This window comes from Psychrobacter sp. Pi2-51 (assembly GCF_904846665.1).
Taxonomy (GTDB): domain Bacteria; phylum Pseudomonadota; class Gammaproteobacteria; order Pseudomonadales; family Moraxellaceae; genus Psychrobacter; species Psychrobacter glaciei.
The window spans coordinates 13,367-30,097 of sequence record NZ_CAJHBP010000025.1 but is presented as its reverse complement, the minus strand read 5'-3'; the positions used below and the strand labels follow the sequence as shown (position 1 = coordinate 30,097).

14 protein-coding genes are annotated in these 16,731 nt (G+C 43.6%); 2 read left to right on the top strand and 12 right to left on the bottom strand.

Features of this window, described 5'->3' with window-relative positions; translation table 11 throughout:
- Nucleotides 1-32: 32 nt before the first annotated feature.
- From JMY08_RS11655 to JMY08_RS11630, 6 genes are all read right to left on the bottom strand, one after another.
- A complete protein-coding gene (locus JMY08_RS11655) occupies nt 33-1,406 on the bottom strand; it encodes an NAD-dependent succinate-semialdehyde dehydrogenase (RefSeq protein WP_149492828.1) in 1,374 nt (457 codons plus the stop codon).
- Between the two features lie 83 nt (nt 1,407-1,489).
- A complete protein-coding gene (aguA, locus tag JMY08_RS11650) occupies nt 1,490-2,617 on the bottom strand; it encodes an agmatine deiminase (protein WP_201593474.1) in 1,128 nt (375 codons plus the stop codon).
- Between the two features lie 52 nt (nt 2,618-2,669).
- Nucleotides 2,670-3,542 (bottom strand): N-carbamoylputrescine amidase, encoded by an 873-nt coding sequence (gene aguB / locus JMY08_RS11645; RefSeq protein WP_201593484.1) that lies wholly within the window; start codon nt 3,540-3,542, stop codon nt 2,670-2,672.
- Nucleotides 3,543-3,659: 117 nt separating this feature from the next.
- Nucleotides 3,660-5,153: a Na+/H+ antiporter NhaC family protein gene (locus JMY08_RS11640; protein ID WP_010198659.1), complete on the bottom strand. Its 1,494-nt coding sequence runs from the start codon at nt 5,151-5,153 to the stop codon at nt 3,660-3,662.
- A 195-nt stretch (nt 5,154-5,348) separates the two neighbouring features.
- On the bottom strand, nt 5,349-6,737 hold the full coding sequence (locus JMY08_RS11635; protein ID WP_201593473.1) for an NAD(P)/FAD-dependent oxidoreductase: 1,389 nt from the start codon (nt 6,735-6,737) through the stop codon (nt 5,349-5,351).
- A 1-nt stretch (nt 6,738) separates the two neighbouring features.
- On the bottom strand, nt 6,739-8,082 hold the full coding sequence (locus tag JMY08_RS11630; RefSeq protein WP_201593472.1) for a glutamine synthetase family protein: 1,344 nt from the start codon (nt 8,080-8,082) through the stop codon (nt 6,739-6,741).
- A gap of 464 nt (nt 8,083-8,546) precedes the next feature.
- On the opposite strand from JMY08_RS11630, the gene JMY08_RS11625 reads away from it, so the two are divergent.
- Together JMY08_RS11625 and JMY08_RS11620 are read left to right on the top strand one after the other, a co-directional pair.
- Nucleotides 8,547-9,287 (top strand): gamma-glutamyl-gamma-aminobutyrate hydrolase family protein, encoded by a 741-nt coding sequence (locus JMY08_RS11625; protein ID WP_189581279.1) that lies wholly within the window; start codon nt 8,547-8,549, stop codon nt 9,285-9,287.
- Nucleotides 9,262-10,011, top strand: coding sequence for a cupin domain-containing protein (locus JMY08_RS11620; protein ID WP_201593471.1), 750 nt, complete (start codon nt 9,262-9,264; stop codon nt 10,009-10,011). Before JMY08_RS11625 ends, JMY08_RS11620 begins: the two co-directional genes overlap by 26 nt.
- A 127-nt stretch (nt 10,012-10,138) precedes the next feature.
- Here JMY08_RS11620 and JMY08_RS11615 read toward each other — a convergent pair whose 3' ends face one another.
- The 6 genes from JMY08_RS11615 to greA all read right to left on the bottom strand — a co-directional run bounded on the left by JMY08_RS11615 (nt 10,139) and on the right by greA (nt 16,604).
- Nucleotides 10,139-11,461 carry a glycosyltransferase gene (locus JMY08_RS11615; RefSeq protein ID WP_201593469.1) on the bottom strand — a complete coding sequence of 441 codons (1,323 nt, stop codon included), beginning with the start codon at nt 11,459-11,461 and terminating at the stop codon, nt 10,139-10,141.
- A 151-nt stretch (nt 11,462-11,612) separates the two neighbouring features.
- The gene (locus tag JMY08_RS11610; protein WP_201593467.1) at nt 11,613-12,485 is read right to left on the bottom strand and encodes a TIGR03915 family putative DNA repair protein; all 873 of its coding nucleotides are present in this window, start codon (nt 12,483-12,485) and stop codon (nt 11,613-11,615) included.
- A gap of 42 nt (nt 12,486-12,527) precedes the next feature.
- Nucleotides 12,528-13,796: a putative DNA modification/repair radical SAM protein gene (locus tag JMY08_RS11605; protein WP_194618825.1), complete on the bottom strand. Its 1,269-nt coding sequence runs from the start codon at nt 13,794-13,796 to the stop codon at nt 12,528-12,530.
- 122 nt (nt 13,797-13,918) lie between these two features.
- Nucleotides 13,919-14,398 (bottom strand): hypothetical protein, encoded by a 480-nt coding sequence (locus JMY08_RS11600; protein WP_201593465.1) that lies wholly within the window; start codon nt 14,396-14,398, stop codon nt 13,919-13,921.
- Between the two features lie 293 nt (nt 14,399-14,691).
- Nucleotides 14,692-15,606 carry a hypothetical protein gene (locus JMY08_RS11595; RefSeq protein WP_201593463.1) on the bottom strand — a complete coding sequence of 305 codons (915 nt, stop codon included), beginning with the start codon at nt 15,604-15,606 and terminating at the stop codon, nt 14,692-14,694.
- 521 nt (nt 15,607-16,127) lie between these two features.
- Complete coding sequence (gene greA, locus JMY08_RS11590) at nt 16,128-16,604, bottom strand: transcription elongation factor GreA (RefSeq protein ID WP_189581294.1); 477 nt, start codon at nt 16,602-16,604, stop codon at nt 16,128-16,130.
- Nucleotides 16,605-16,731: the final 127 nt, after the last annotated feature.

Sequence of the window (16,731 nt, the reverse complement as noted above, 5' to 3'; positions counted from 1 at the left end):
GCTTTTTGTTTATCTAAGAAAAACGCTATCGATTACGATTTATCACGAATCAACTTATAGTTTAAAAATTCAGTGATACCAAGGGTACCAAGCTCGCGACCAAATCCAGAGCGTTTAACGCCGCCGAATGGGGTATTGGCCTCACTACCAGAAGGCGCGTTGATAGTCACCATACCGACATCTAATTGCTCAGCAATCTCTGCTGCCAATGCTGCGTCCTGAGTTTGAATGGAAGCACCTAGACCAAATGGTACGTCATTGGCAATTTTGATAGCATGCGCAATGTCATTCGCTTTGTAGATAACGGCGACAGGACCGAATAGCTCCTGACGATAGACATCCATTGAGTCATCAACATCTGCCAATACCGCAGGGGCAAACCAAGCACCTGGCTTGTCTTTAACGATGCCACCCTCGACTAATACCGTTGCGCCGGCTTTGACAGCACTGTCTAACTGCTCTTGCAAATTGTTTGCTGCCGCCTTCGAAGACATCGGGCCAATGAAAGTATCTTCATTTTGTGGATCAGCTAGGGTCATGCCACGTACGGCGTCGGTAAAGCCTTTAACAAACTGGTCGTACACGCTTTCAACGATGATTAAGCGCTTGGCAGCATTACAAGCCTGTCCAGTGTTACCAAAACGACCTACGATTGCACCTTGTACGGCCTGCTCGATGTCAGCATCCGCCGCAACGATAAAGGCATCGGAGCCACCAAGCTCTAAAACGACCTTTTTGAGGGCGCCACCAGCTACTTTTGCAACCGCTTGTCCTGCACGTTCAGAACCTGTCAACGAAACACCTTGCACTCTGGTGTCTTCAATAATAGTCGCTGCTTGATCGTTGGTAGCGAAGACATTGTTATACACACCACTAGGTAAGCCGGCGTCTTTTAGAATATCAACGATAACTTCTGCGGTGTTAGGGCACTGCGGCGCATGTTTTAGGATAATGGTGTTACCTGCCATCACGTTTGGTGCCACAAAACGAGCTACCTGATAATGCGGGTAGTTCCATGGCATGATGCCAAGTAAAACGCCAACTGGGAGCTTTTCTACTGAAGCTGAACCGTCTGCAACATCAATCGTATTTGGTGCTAATAGTTGCTCACCGTTATCTGCATAATAGCGATAAATTTGAGCAACCAGTTGGAGCTCACCCTTTGCTTGTGCGAGAGGCTTGCCCATTTCGTTTGCAACGATACGTGCTAGCTCATCTTGGCGCTCAATATAGATGTCAGCTATTTTATTCAATAGTGCACTACGTTCGCTAAGCGAGGTCTTTTGCCAGTCTTGATAAGCATTATTTGCTTGCTCAATAGCGTTTTGGATATCTTGTTCAGTGGCGGTAGGGTAAGTGGCTTCTACTTCACCAGTGGCTGGGTTATTGACTTGATAATCGCTCATAGTTATGTCCTTTTTTAAAATATTATTGGGTTCAAAATCCATTTGGGTCTATATTTTTATGCGGCTGCTTTTAGTTAATACTTTTAGTTGCTGCTTTTAATTGATGATTTTGGTTGCTGCTGCGTAATGCAATGAATATTGCCGCCACCAAACACAATCTCTTTCGTTCGTACTCCCACTACCTGATGTTGAGGAAAGACTTTTTCAAGCTGCTCGATGGCGAGTGCATCATTTATATCATCATATTGCGGTACGATGACAGCGTCATTACAAATTAAAAAGTTGGCATATGAAGCGATACAAACATCACCAGTATGACGCGCCTTGGCATCATCAGATTGTTCAATATCATAATGTTCAGGCAAGGTGACAGAGTTCTTGGTACAGCAAAGCTTATGGACTTTTAGTTGTCTGCCTTTTGCATCAGTCATCTTTGAGAGCTGCTCATAGGCTTTTTGTGTTGGTTCATAAAACGGATGCTTAGGGTCGTCAGTAAACAAGCAAACCACTTCACCAGGGCGCGCAAAGCAAGCGATATCGTCAATGTGACCAGTGGTCTCATCAGGATCAATACCATCATCAATCCACAGCACTTTTTGCACATTAAGATAAGCTTTTAGCTTGTCCTCTATTTGCTGCTCGTTCAGATGTGGATTGCGCCCTGGGCTTAGCAAACACATGCGTGTAGTCAGAACAGTGCCTTCACCATCGACATGAAATGCACCGCCTTCCATGACAAAGTCATCCGTTCGATAGCGTTTGATATCTAGATGGTCACATAAGCGTTCAGCCAGCTTATCATCGTCATCCCACGGCGAGTATAGTCCATCATAGTCGCCGCCCCATGCATTAAATGTCCAATCACAAGCGCGTAGCTCACCTGCTTCATTGACTAAAAATGTTGGGACAGTATCACGCGCCCAAGCATCATTGCTGGGCATCGATATGACGTCGATATCAGCAGGTAGACTGTCACGGCATGATTGATAATCATCAGGATTGACCAGTACACTAACTTCACAAAATCTGTTAATTGCCAATGCAACATCAGCATAAGCTTTCTGAGCAGGAATGGCTTGCTGTCGCCAGTTATCAGCACGGTAAGGCCATACCATCCATATTTTTTCTATCGGCTCAAATTCTGCTGGCATGTAAAAGCCGTCTTGTTGTGGTGTTGAGCCAGTGATTAATCGGTTCGGTAATAATGACATATAGAGCACCTTATTTGACGATAGCGCGAGTGAGCTTGCTTGTTAACAAACCTTATCCATGAGTCAGCAACGTGCCATACATCGATGGACGACGATCACGAAAAACGCCCCATTGCTGACGTTCGATAGCCAGTTGATCTAAGTCAAAAGTCGTACTAAGTATCTCTTCTTTATCTTTAGATGCTTCTTGTATAATCTCGCCACGACCGTCGGTAATAAATGAGCTACCGTAGAATGCCATGACGCTATCGTTGCCATTCTGGCTGATAGTTTCAGTGCCAATACGATTGGCTGCTACGACTGGCATGAGGTTAGCGGCAGCATGACCTTGCATACAGCGCTGCCAATGACCTTTTGAGTCGATGTCCAATGTTGGCTCATCACCAATCGCAGTCGGATAAAACAGTATTTCTGCACCCATCAATGCCATGCTACGGGCGCATTCAGGGAACCATTGATCCCAGCAAATACCGACACCAATTTTGGCATACTTGGTTTGCCAAACCTTAAATCCTGTGTCGCCGGGGGTAAAGTAGAATTTTTCGGCATAAGGAATGCCATCTGGTATGTGCGTTTTACGATAAGTGCCAAGTATCTCGCCATCGGCATCAATCACAATGATGCTATTAAAGAATGTATTGCCTGATTTTTCATAAAAGCTAATCGGCAATACCACTTGCAGCTCTTTAGCCAACTGTTTGAAGTGATTGATGGCCGCATTATCCTCAACTGAGGTTGCCAGCTTAAAATAATCAAAATCATGAACTTGGCAGAAGTAGGGCGTCTCAAATAACTCTTGTAGCAAGATGATATTGGCACCCGCTTTGGCGGCTTTAGTGACCAACTCAGTTGCAGTGGCAATATTTTGTTGTATATCCCAACCACATGCCATTTGAGTGGTAGCAACGGTAACATTTCGCATGATCTAAATCCTTATCGTATTTATTAATGAGTACCATATAAAAGGCTTGTTTTGACTGACTAACGAACCATCTCTCACTGCCCGCTAATCAATGATTAAAATAATAGCGCTAAGGTTGGCTTAAGCCATCATATAACCCAAGCCTAAGAAGGTGACGACGGATAATCCCGCACCGAGCATGGCATAGGGGAACTGGGTAAAAGCGTGCTGCATGGGGGAGCAGCCAGCACCTTGCGCGGCAAGTAGCGATGAATCACTAAAGAAACAAGCATGACTACCAAATGAAGAAGCAGATAACAATGCGCCAATCATAAGAGGTGTGCTAACGCCTAGAGCGAGCGATATTGGAAAGACAATGGGCATAGCAAGGACATACAAACCCCAGCTTGACGACGTCGCAAAAGTTAAGAAAGCCATGACGGCAAAGATGACGGCAGGGAAAATAATAATCGTCATATAAGGCGTGATAGCCTCAATCACATATGAGGTCATACCAAGCTCATCATTGATGGCTTTTAAGAAAAAACCACCAATGACGGTTGAGAGCGGATAAAGCATGACTTTAAAGCCTTTAAAAATGGCTTCAACTTGGGTCTCAAAACTTAAAATGCCTTGCATCCAATAGACAACGACGGTCACAAAACAGGTCAATAATGCACCGCGTAATAGATCGACTTCGAAGTAGACCGTAGAGACAATCAGTAAGATCATTGGGAAAGCAAAGTTTGCGATATTGGCTTTGAACGATAGCTTACGTTTGGCTTGGACGTTTGAGATCAGTTGCTCTTCGACAAAGGCTTCCGGAACAGGATTACCGGCTTTGGCACGTGCCTCGGCTTTTTTCATCGGACCCCAGTCACCCAAAATGCCATACGCCACCAAGAATACAATCAAAAGTGCAAACCAAGCATATGCCATATAAGGAATCGCGCTGATATAAAGCCCGATACCTTCACCATCGCCAGCCACGCCGTTTTCTTCTAAAAGACCTGCAAAGTAGACTGCCCAAGTAGAAATAGGCACGATAATACACATCGGTGCGGCGGTTGAATCGACGATATAAGCAAGCTTCTCACGAGAAACGTTGTAGACGTCAGTGAGTTTTTTGACGGAGGTAGATACTGCTAAGCAATTCAAATAGTCATCGATAAAAACCACGACGCCCAAAGCAAAGGTAGCCAATAATGACTGACGGCGCGACTTAATAATTTTTTGTAGCCATTCACTAAAGCCATCTAGACACCCACTAATCTCCAGCAGTTGAATAAGACCACCCATCAGACCACAGACGAGAACAATCCAAATAATGGTCTCATTACCCAGCACCATCGACATGTTGTCTGCAAAGGGGGAAACCAAGTCAAAGGGGTTAAGCATCACAAGGCCAGCGACACAGCCTGCGATCATGGATTCAAATGGTCGCCTAGAGACAATAGCAGTGACTAATACCAATAGTGTTGGTAGTAAAGATAAGGCACCCCAAGATTGGTCTGGGGCACGGCTGGTAGATAGCCAAGCAAAAGCCAGATAGATAACGACGGCTACTATGACGGTGAGAAATACTCGCTTATTATGATACTGTCCTTCGACAGCATCATTGAGCTTCATGTTCATATTTACGCTCCCTGTAAAACCTCATTGTTTTTTTAAACAAGCTCTATTCTATGGTTGACGCGCGATAGACAGTAGGGAATCAACTTTCTATCGCGCCCCATCACAGCAATCCGTTGCTATGATAGATCACTGTAACGACAGCTTTAAAAATAAAAACACTTTGTTCAATGTTTATCATTCAAGGCTTTCATGCGTTTACATGCCAGTGGTATCTTTTAGCGCATACCACCATGAGCCCATGACCGAGTAAGGGACTCGCAGCGCTCGACCACCTGGGAACGGAATCCAAGGAATTTGTGCAAAAGCATCAAACTCTTTGGTTTTACCATTGATGGCATCGGCTAATATTTGTCCAAATAGATGCGAGCCTGTCACGCCATGACCACTATAACCATGGGCGAAATATACTCGCTCATGTAGTTTGCCCATTTGTGGTACGCGGGAAAAAGACAACGCAAAGTTCCCACTCCACGCATAGTCGATTTTGACATCACGTAACTCTGGGAAAATCTTAGTCATGTTTGGTCTGATTTTAGCTGTGATGTCGGCGGGGTCTTGACCACCGTAGACTGTACCACCGCCAAATAACATGCGCTTATCTGCTGAGAGGCGATAGTAATCAAGAATATAGCGAACATCTTCGACACAAACATCGGTTGGGAGGAGCTGATCAGCTAAATCACCCAAAGGTTCGGTGGCGATAATCTGAGTCGATACGGGCATGACACGGTCAGTCAGTTTAGGGATAACTTTATTGAGATAGGCATTGCCGCATAGCACCGCTTGCTTACAAGTGACGGTGCCAAACTCGGTGATGACTTTGATAGCATCGTCCGCATACTCAATATCCACCACCAAGGTGTTCTCATAAATCGTGCCGCCATTTTGTTCGATAGCTGCCGCTTCACCCAATGCAAGGTTTAGTGGATGAAAGTGTCCACCGGAGTGATCGATGACGCCGCCTACATAAGCATCTGATTTTATATGCTCTTGAATGCCATTTTTGTCTAGCATTTCTCGGTCATGCATACCATGGCTTTCCCACAGAGCATGCGTCTCTTGTAAGTCTTTTAGCTGACCGTTATTCAATGCTGCAAAGATATTCTTTTCTTTCAGGTCGCAGCTGATATCGTAATCGCTGATGAAACGACGAATGATTTTGCCACCGCGAGTCACGAGCTGACCGACGAAGTTTGCATTTTCTTGACCATAAGATTTTTTGATCTTTTGCAGGCTAGCATTTAGACCGTTGACAATTTGACCACCATTGCGACCTGATGCGCCCCAACCAATTTGCGCGCCTTCAAGGACGACGACTTCGTGGTCGGTTTCAATGAGATGCAGGGCAGTGGATAGGCCACTGTAGCCGCCACCCACCACACATATTTCTACTTGAATGTCATTTTTTAGCGTCGGTCTATCAGGCTTTGGATTACGACTGGCCGCATAATAGCTATCAGGATATTGCCCTTTGTCTGAATAATGCGGGATGTTGCGTGTGTTATTAGAAGGTGGGTTTTGGTTCGTTGCCATTTTGCTATTTGGGTTGCTACTTGGGTTGCTATTCGAGCTGCTATTTGACATATCAAACATCCTGTAAATAGGTGAGGTATTCAAGGTTGGTCACTTGCTGAGCAAAGCGTTTGGCTTCTTGCTTTTTGACCGCGATCAACAGCTCAATCATCTCGCTTGGGAACAGCGAATCAATGATATCACTGCTTTCAAACTGACGGATGGCCGAGAGCCAGTCTAGTGGCAAGGTCTTAAGTTCTGCTGCATCGTAAGTAATGCTATTAATGGGCTCAGGCGCTTCTAGCTTGTTTTCGATGCCATACAACATGCCTGCCAGTACCGCGCTACAGACCAAATAAGGATTGGCATCGGCTCCGGATACGCGGTGCTCGATACGGCGCGCTTTTGAGTCACCGCCAGGGATACGCACGGCTGCGGTACGGTTTTCATAACCCCACGACACATTGTTTGGCGCTAGCGTACCGGGTGTAAAGCGGCGATAAGAATTCACATGTGGGGCAAATAATAGAGTGCAATCTGACATGGTCTTTAGCAGACCAGCGACCGCGTGACGCAACATATCTGAGCCTTCCTCTGATCCATCATCGAAGACATTATTGCCGTCTTGGTCTAATAAGCTGCAATGCACATGAAAGCCATTACCAGACTGTAGACCAAAAGGTTTTGCCATAAAGGTAGCGGTGAGCTTGTGACGAGCTGCCACGGCTTTGACCACTTGTTTAAATAAAATCGCATCGTCAGCGGCTTTTAATGGGTCGTCCACATGTAATAAATTGATTTCAAATTGACCACAACCATTTTCGGCCAGTGCTGCATCAGCAGGAATATCGAGTTTATTACATTGCTCATAGACTTCATCTAAGAATTCATCAAATTGCAGTAAGTCATTGATACTTAAAATAGAGGTTTTATTCAGTCTTAATCCACTTTTGGGGCGAATGGGGGGCTTAGGTGTCTCTCCCTCGGTATAGTCAACCAAATAAAATTCTAGCTCGGTTGCCATCACTGGCGTCAGTCCCAATGCTTTGAATTTTTTGCTGATATAGTCCAAAACATGGCGGGCATCACCGTAATAAGGCTCATTGTCTTCGGTATATAACCAAATGGGTAGCAGCGATGAGGGTGCACTGGTATTGAGAAGGGGATAGGCAGCACGGCCAGTTGGACGGGCAATGGCATCGATATCGCCATTACATTGGGAAGACTCGATAACATCCGCGCCCCATATATCGACACCCAAGATTGACAGAGGTAATCGGATTGCCCCGTTTTCTGCTTTTTCCATTTGATCAAAAGGGATGCGCTTACCACGAAGCAAGCCATTGATATCACCTGCTGCAACATAGACGTATTCTGTGTTGTGTGCAGATTTGACCATTCCATTGGTTGTCATCATGTCTATTCTTCCTATGAATTTTTAGAATTGCTGGGTTTGTTGCTGCTACATCTTTGCTATTAGGTCTGAATGCACTGTTAGTGACATTTATAACGAATACTTAATAAATAAGCGTTTGATAAATGGTCAACTGAATATGATGCGTTTTCACCAAAGCCGACATTTTTTATCAATGGTATTAGCCACTTAGAGATAATTTTTTTAATAGTATTATTAAAACTAAAAGTTAATCTCTGTTTAGCAATATCGGTAATGACTTCCAATATATGGATGAAAACTATAGTTGTCAATTTTTATTTAAAATTATCTTAAAATAACCCAAAAAGGCATTTTTAGTACTAATATCGATATTAATGAAGTTTATAGTTTACATTTTGTGAGTCATTATGTTAAATTTTAGCTAAATAAGGGATATAAATAATATGGATGGATTAAGTCTATTCATTATAACTAAGGAAGATAATATGAAAAATTCCAGACCTATTATTGCTATTGTGTCCTGTCATAAGATGGTTGATGGACAGCCAGCACAGGCGGTATATCAAAAATACATCGATGCAGTAAACTTCTACGGTGGCAATCCCATACTGCTGCCGAACACAGCTGCCGATAGCGAAAACTTTGATGCGTTGCTCGCAATGGTAGACGGGATTTTATTGACGGGCAGTTACAGCAATGTCGCGCCAACTCGTTATGGCGCGACGCACGTCGAGGCAAAACAAGACTTAGGCCGTGATGAGCTGAGTTTCAAATTGTTGGCTTATGCAGATGAAAGAAACATGCCTCTGTTGGCAGTTTGCCGAGGTTTACAAGAGATGAACGTTCATTTTAATGGCACGCTGCATCCTGACTGGCGTGAAGTCGATGGGTTTTATGAGCCGCATTTAGAGGACAATACTCAGCCACTTGAAGTGCAGTATCAGCCAGTTCATTACGTGATTATTCAACCAAATGGCAGGCTTGCCGCCTTTGGTGAAAAATGGCACGTTAACTCGCTACATAAACAAGCAATCAATAAAGTAGGCGCGCGTTTATTGGTTGAGGCGTCGGCGCCTGATGGCTTGGTTGAAGCGATCAGCTTATTGCAACATCCATTTATGATTGGTGTACAATGGCATCCTGAGTTAAATTATGTGCAAGATAACTTGTCCAAATTTCTATTCACGGAATTTATTCACCATGCCAGAGAACCACAAACTGAATAGCACGACTAAAAGTAAGGCAGAAACTGCCGTCACTGATATTGATAGTATTGAGAGCGATGTTAATAGTATCGATGACAAAGATATAGTTGATATCGAAATAGATGATATCGATAGCGATGATGAACTGATGGATTCTGACAAGGCGTCATCTTCTGAAGCAGATGAGTCGTTGAAGGAAGACATTGGCAAAAAGATTAACCAGCTGCGTCTAGCGAAAGGTTACTCGCAACGTAAATTGGCCAAAATGTCTGGATTGACGAACACGTCTATTAGCTCTATTGAACGCAATAAGGTCAGTCCAGCGGTCAATACTCTAAAGGCTATCTTGACAGTACTAGGTTCTGATCTGACCACGTTTTTTAGCGACGAGTGGAAGGAGCCTAGGGCTAGAGTCATTGTGACGCCAAAGGATTTATTAGAGCTCAATGAACCCAATAGCAGAGTGTCGTTAAAACAAGTATATAACTGCAGTACAACAAGAAACCTAGGATTTTTGATTGAAACCTATCAACCCAATAGCTCAACCGAAGAAAAAATTGCTCACGAAGGGGAAGAGATTGGTACGGTGATCGAAGGTAAGATTATTATCCGTATCGAAGAAAGCACTTATTTGTTAAATCAGGGCGACAGCTACGTGATTGATACCACTCAGCCGCATACCTTTATTAATCCCACCGATAGCGTGACCCGCATTGTCAGCGCACATACACCAACGACGTATTAAACCTATTTTATATACTTTATTGGTTTTGATAAGGCTGCTTCTATTTTTGAAGTGGCCTTTTTTTAATTAAAATGTACTGTCAAAAAGTGCATGTCCACTTTTACACGTATTGAATGATACATGGCGTCTATGGCTCTTGATGGTCTTCGGCTATCTCTGCTGTGTCCACTATTTTAGACGTTTCTTTGCTCAGTTTGACTGTTGCATTTTTATTGACGGGTTCGACGTTTTTGACGGCGACACTAAGAATAGGCTTAGCAGGTTTTTTGAGACTTTTTTGGATTCGTCGTACTGCGATAGCATCAGCTTTCGCTTGTTCTTCTGCAAGTGCATCATCATACAGACCTTGATATACCGCCAGCGTTTCTTCGATCATCTCGCGCATGGTAAATTTGTTGGTCATCTCTGGACGCGTTACACTTTCTAGCTGGTTCCTAACGGCTTTGCATAGGGCATTGGCATTGTATTTTTTTACCAAGCCTTGCGGGTAGAGTGGCTGTAGAATTTCACTAAATGCTGCCTGATCCCAGCCAATAACGGGCGTGCCTAAGTGGATGGCTTGTAGGGCATTAATACCAATAGATTCAGGCTCATTTGCAAGCGCCATGACGATGTTGGCCGCCGATAGCCATTCCCGCATATCATTACGCTTACTACCCACATAAGTAATGCGCTCAGCCAGCTCCAATGTATTGCTACGTTGGCGAAAATCTTCATGCGCGACATCACCATCTCTAAAATCATCGTCCATAATGATGGCATGAATATTAGGAAATTGCTCCTGCAGATTGCCCAATATATCGATGAGCCATTCTTGACCGTACTCGTTACCAATCACTGTCGGAAACACCAGCCACTTTTTATGCTCAAGCTCAGGATATTCAGCGAAAGTGTGCCGTAGCCAATAGACAGATGGATTGTGCCGATAAGGATAGCGACGGGTGTCGATACCGCGGTAGATGCGCTTAATGATCGTAGGATCGACATCTTCGCGGCGCAGTCCCTTCTTTAGATAGTTGGTGACACTATCAGACACCGTAATAATCGTGTCGACATCGAGCAACGCTTGTGAGTATTTATTAATAGGGTAAAAACCATACATGGTCGATACCAACTTTGGTAAACGCCTGACTCGTGCGCGGCGCAGTGCCAAATGTAATATCCATGCGGGTGTACGCGAATGTACATGAATCACATCAGGCTCGTACTTTTCAATCAGATGTCTAAGCGATGAGACTTGCAGCAACGACAGCCAAGATTTTTTATTCATGTGTAGCTGATGGTATATATTGCCATCACGTTTGAGACGCCTAACCAAATCATTGTCTTCATCAGCGCTTGAGACAATGATAGACGTGTGCTCATTTTTGACCAATGCACGCCCAAGATGAAAAATGCCGCGCTCGGATTCATCATGCTTCAAAGACGACAGTAAGCGCATAACTTTCATAATAGCGTGGGTCACCGGTTAGTAATATCAATTTGCTATTGTCAGTTAAAAGCGCTAAAAACTCAACCATCAAGATAAAAAGATGATGACAGACAGCTGGTTTTTAAAATATATAAGTATAAATGTTGGGATTAAAAGCCTATAAGAGCCGTTAGCGTCGTTTGTGCAGGTGCTCAGCATTGGGCAGTACTTGCTTTTCACTCAAGTATTTCCAATAGCGCTGCGGTAGATACTGTTTATGCAACTTAGGATTTTTGCGCTCTTTGATATTGACGTTGGTAAAGTAACCTTGCCAAAATTTTTGATAGCGCTGCTCGTCAGGACTATGGATGCTGGCAGGATTGCGCAGTACCGCGTCATCAAGGTCAGTGATCGTTTGCAGGGCAGCGGGGCGTTTGGGCGTACTATTACTTTTATCATAATAGATGCCATAGTTACGAGTCAGATCGTAAATAGCCCAGTGTTGATCTTGATAACGCTGACGAAAATGCTCTCCGATGAGGGGCAACACATTAAAGTCAGGCTCAACACGGGCAAAATAAATATCATCGGTCGTATGCTCAAAACGCACAAACGCTTCCATGCGATGCTTCTCACGACCGACAGATTTGACCGTTTGTACTAACTCTAAGACACTCAGGTTACCGAGGTCTTCCATAATATGGCGGCTAGGATAGTCAATGGCGTATTTAATCACCTGAAACAATATCGTACCGATATTGTCTTTTTCTGATAAAAATCCCCACAGAATATTTCGCATACCTGAACGCCCCAATAGCTTATGTAGCTTGGTTAATACGCGTTCAGCATGGTCTTCATCTGTAGCAACACTGCTCGCTTCAGAGATCAATGAGGGCACATAAGAATCTTGAGCAATTAACTGTAGGGATTCATCTTCTTGTAACCGATTGGCATAGACATAAAAAACGGCACTGAGCCAACCCTCAAAACTTGGCTCATAAAGCACAATACTTGGCGTTAAGTGACCGACAATATAGTCAGGGCTTTGCATCAGTTGTGACATTTATGTTCCTATTTAAAATAGTGGCAATCAAAACCGTACTTATTAAAACAGCGCCAACTGACCACTGCGTTGATCTTTATACTTAGTTTGCGTTTGTGCCAGTACATATTGACGGAAGTTATCACGGGTTAAATGGGCGAGGTGTTCATTTTTACCGGTGGTGGCAATAAAGTATTTGGCACGGTTGACCGCCGCGCCCATCTTTTTTAAATGATATAGCGTCAACTGATTAAACTTGCGTGCTTTCACTATCTTTTTAGCCGTTTTGGTACCAATACCTGGGATGCGCACAATCATCTCATAAGTCGCGGTTTGAATATTAACCGGAAAATGCTCACGATGGCGGATTGCCCAAGCCAATTTTGGATCGCAATCTAAATCCAAAAATGGCGAGTCTGGTTCGACGATTTCATGCGCGCCAAAACCATAGAAACGCATCAGCCAGTCGGCCTGATAAAGACGATTCTCTCGCACCATCGGTACTGGCGTTCCAATCGCTGGCAAGCGACTGTCAGATAACATCGGCACATAGCCGGAATAGTAAACACGCTTGAGATCATATTGCTTATAAAAATGACTCGATAGCTGAATCACCTGCAAATCGGTTTCATTACTCGCACCAACAATCATTTGACTGGTTTGACCTGCGGGCACAAATTTCGGTGCTTTTTTATGCGTTTTACGGCTCTCGCGGATGGTAATAATTTCTTCTTTGACCGTCTCCATCGGTGCTTTTAATTCATCATGCGACTTCTCTGGAGCGAGTAAAGCTAAGCCCGATTTGGTCGGAATTTCGATATTAACGCTTAAGCGATCGGCATAAAGCCCTGCTTCTAACAACAGCTCTTTTGACGCGCCCGGAATGGTTTTTAGATGGATATAGCCGTTAAAACGCTCACGGGTACGCAATATCTTGGCGACCTCGACCAAGCGCTCCATCGTATAATCGCCGCTTTTAAAGATGCCTGAGCTAAGAAACAACCCTTCGATATAGTTACGGCGATAAAACTGCATGGTTAAATCAACGACCTCTTCGACACTAAAGGCAGCGCGTGGGGTGTCATTGCTTTTACGCGAAGTGCAATAAGCGCAGTCATAAATACAGTGATTGGTTAAGAGGATTTTTAGCAGGCTGACGCAGCGCCCATCTTCGGTGTAGCTGTGACAAATACCCGTTGCTGAGGCATCACCAAGACCACCGCCTTGGTTTTTACGTGTACCAGCGGAGGATGAGCAAGAGACATCATACTTAGCAGCATCCGCTAAGATATTAAGCTTACCTTGCAGTCGTTCGTAATTGATGGTTGCCATAAGCGCTATTTACCAATGCAGTAATGAAAGATTATTTTACCAAATCTAAAGGTAAGTCACTGTAATTATTAGAGAAATATAGATTTAATACGACAACTGTTGTCGTGCTATCCATGAGGTTTTTAATTAGAGGAGCAGGGGTTAGGCAACGTTTGAACCACTTCCTCTGAGAAGTTTTTTTTAACAATCAGACGTCCTTTTTTATCAAACTCAACATCGTACTTGGGATAAATCGCAGATTCACTATTGCCATGAGTTGAAGGTAAAGCTACTTCTTTATCGGAGAAAAAATGACGGGCAACCCATAGGTTCTTGTCATTATCATATTCAACAGTACATCTGCTTTTTGCATCGATATCAAAATACAAATCAAAGTATTGTTCCTCACCGCCACGACCAAATAGCATATTAGCACCGCACGGATTGCCGCAGCCAACATAAACATGATAAGTATCTTTATCGATTTTTTTAAGTGAAGTATGATTCCAACCGTAGCCACCCATTCCATCCATAAGCATCGTTTCTTTTACTTGACCGTCTTCAAAGGTTTCGCTTTTAAGGATATAACCATCATCGCAATATTCATGATCGTCTTTACTCATATATGCAGTACAAATTTTCGACATATAAAAGCTAGTGTCAAATTTTGGTTCGGTAGCTTCAGCCCAAGATTTAGCGCTTACAATACAGCTGCAAATGATACAAGCCAATGAATAGAGAGGAGTAATTTTATACATGCAAATAATTACCAGATATTTGTTTTGATTTAAGGCAGTATAGCAAAAGACTGGTTGTTAAAGAAAAATGTACACGCATAAAAAAGGTCTTGTGGACTAGATGACTAGTTCACAAGACCTCATGAAATTTTAGAATTTATGAAGTTCTATTACTGTATTTACTGAACCTTCGCACGTATAACGACAGTCTGTGCGGCTTTTGGGCTAAGGTTGACCAAGTTCCATTTTAGTCCAGAGTAATTTTCTTGCACAACGACAGTATTGCCCACTTGTTGAATGGTTTGATAGCTGTCGCCACCCGTTGTCGCAAGCGTTGGTAGTGGGCTGTTTAATGACACCAGCTGCACGCCATTTGGTAATGACACCATCGCATTGATGTCATTGACTGGCTGCGCGGTGGTGTTGGTATAAGTAGTGTGGTATTCGATGACGTCACCGGGGGCGATATGATTGGCAGGCACGGCCATTTCACGACCATCTTTATTTTTTAATATCTTCATGACTTTGGTATTTGCATTGACGACATCTGGTGTACTAAACGTTGGTGTCAGCTGTAAAGTGTCTAAAGTAGTCATTGTTATTTGATTACTTAACGGTTGATTGGTGATAACTGTCGTCGCTGGTGCATTAAGAACAGGCAATTGAGTAGCAGTTGCAACAGGTAATACTTGGGTCACGGTACTGATGGGCGTAGTGATAACGTCGACATTGGAGACGGTATTGGTCGCTCGATTGGTCACAGGTACGCTAGTGACGGTTGTGCTGCCCTGAGTAATGACCGTATTGTTCATACCATTACTAACACCTTGGCGAACCACATAGCGTGGTACAGTCGTTACTTGAGTCACCGCATAAGGCATGCCATCCTGCATCGTGATACCGTTCGGTGTCGCAGTGATAGTGGCTGTTTTGCCATCAGAGTATTGCTCAACCACAGTGGTGCTACCGCCAGCAGATGAGCTAATAGCGATTTCAGGTGCGGCATGCGCTGAAGATGCAGCAAGTACTATACCTGCTAATAGTGCCGATACAGTAGGGGTTATTGCTGTTGGTGTACAAGATTTCATGGTCATAATAGACTCCTCAAAAATAACAGTAAGTATAGTCACTTCACTATAAAAGTATGACTGCGTTCACCTCGCTCGAAGCATTAAATATACCTCGACACTCGGCTGCCGTGTACGACTTTTAAATTGAATCAACTACAGACAACAATAAATCACATCTAAATAAAAAACCCCCGTTAAATGACACCATAAAGTATGCCAAATAACGAGGGTATCAGTACTGACGATAGCCAATATTAACTATCAATCCATCATTATTTTCAGAAAAAGTGCAGCAAAAATGTGCCACACTGCAAACTCAAACAATTATGCGCTAAAACAAATAGACTAGAAAAGCGGCATTGTGTAACCAGCATTGTATGAGTCGTATCGTTTTGGCGAGTCGATGGATCTATTCAGTTGGTGATTATTTGAATAATTATTTCAGTGGTTATCTCAGTCGTTATAAAAAGAGCTGCTGTCTAAAAGTGACGGTTAATAAAGGTAGCAATAGACTTTTATCCTTATTTTTAAAATGAGGACACGCGCTAGTCGTAGATAACTTTCATCAATTCGTACTCGACCACACCTTTTGGCGTTTCGATACGCACTTCATCGCCTTCAAACTTACCGATCAGACCACGAGCAATCGGTGAGTTGACCGAAATCTTGCCCGCTTTAAAGTCGGCTTCATCATCACCAACGATTTTGTATTGCTTTTCTTCTTCGGTGTCCATGTTTTCAATGACCACGGTCACACCGAACACCACACGACCTTCTTGCGTTAACGTCGCTGGGTCGATGACTTGAGCACCGCCAAGCTTGGCTTCGATATCACGAATGCGGGCTTCACAAAATCCTTGCTGCTCGCGAGCGGCGTGATATTCAGCATTTTCTTTGAGATCGCCGTGTTCACGTGCTTCAGCAATAGAAGCGGTGATGCGTGGACGGTCGATGCTTTTTAACTGTTTCAATTCGGCTTCTAAAGCCGCGTGTCCTTGCGGAGTCATGGGATAACGTTGCATGTTTTTTCCTTAAACCAATAACACCACACCACCTCCTACTCCTAGTGAATAGTGAGATGGTGTTGGGATCATTGCAATGGGTATAAAATATAAAAGGGTGATGTTGAGCGTGTTTGACAAATACATT

Bases quoted from the DNA above. Each gene is read 5' to 3' on its own strand.
- aguA (WP_201593474.1), bottom strand. From the start codon at position 2,617: ATGTCATTATTACCGAACCGATTAATCACTGGCTCAACACCACAACAA.
- JMY08_RS11595 (WP_201593463.1), bottom strand. From the start codon at position 15,606: ATGACCATGAAATCTTGTACACCAACAGCAATAACCCCTACTGTATCG.
- JMY08_RS11615 (WP_201593469.1), bottom strand. From the start codon at position 11,461: ATGAAAGTTATGCGCTTACTGTCGTCTTTGAAGCATGATGAATCCGAG.
- JMY08_RS11610 (WP_201593467.1), bottom strand. From the start codon at position 12,485: ATGTCACAACTGATGCAAAGCCCTGACTATATTGTCGGTCACTTAACG.
- JMY08_RS11640 (WP_010198659.1), bottom strand. From the start codon at position 5,153: ATGAACATGAAGCTCAATGATGCTGTCGAAGGACAGTATCATAATAAG.
- JMY08_RS11620 (WP_201593471.1), top strand. From the start codon at position 9,262: ATGCCAGAGAACCACAAACTGAATAGCACGACTAAAAGTAAGGCAGAA.
- JMY08_RS11630 (WP_201593472.1), bottom strand. From the start codon at position 8,082: ATGATGACAACCAATGGAATGGTCAAATCTGCACACAACACAGAATAC.
- JMY08_RS11605 (WP_194618825.1), bottom strand. From the start codon at position 13,796: ATGGCAACCATCAATTACGAACGACTGCAAGGTAAGCTTAATATCTTA.
- JMY08_RS11635 (WP_201593473.1), bottom strand. From the start codon at position 6,737: ATGTCAAATAGCAGCTCGAATAGCAACCCAAGTAGCAACCCAAATAGC.
- greA (WP_189581294.1), bottom strand. From the start codon at position 16,604: ATGCAACGTTATCCCATGACTCCGCAAGGACACGCGGCTTTAGAAGCC.
- JMY08_RS11600 (WP_201593465.1), bottom strand. From the start codon at position 14,398: ATGAGTAAAGACGATCATGAATATTGCGATGATGGTTATATCCTTAAA.
- JMY08_RS11625 (WP_189581279.1), top strand. From the start codon at position 8,547: ATGAAAAATTCCAGACCTATTATTGCTATTGTGTCCTGTCATAAGATG.
- JMY08_RS11655 (WP_149492828.1), bottom strand. From the start codon at position 1,406: ATGAGCGATTATCAAGTCAATAACCCAGCCACTGGTGAAGTAGAAGCC.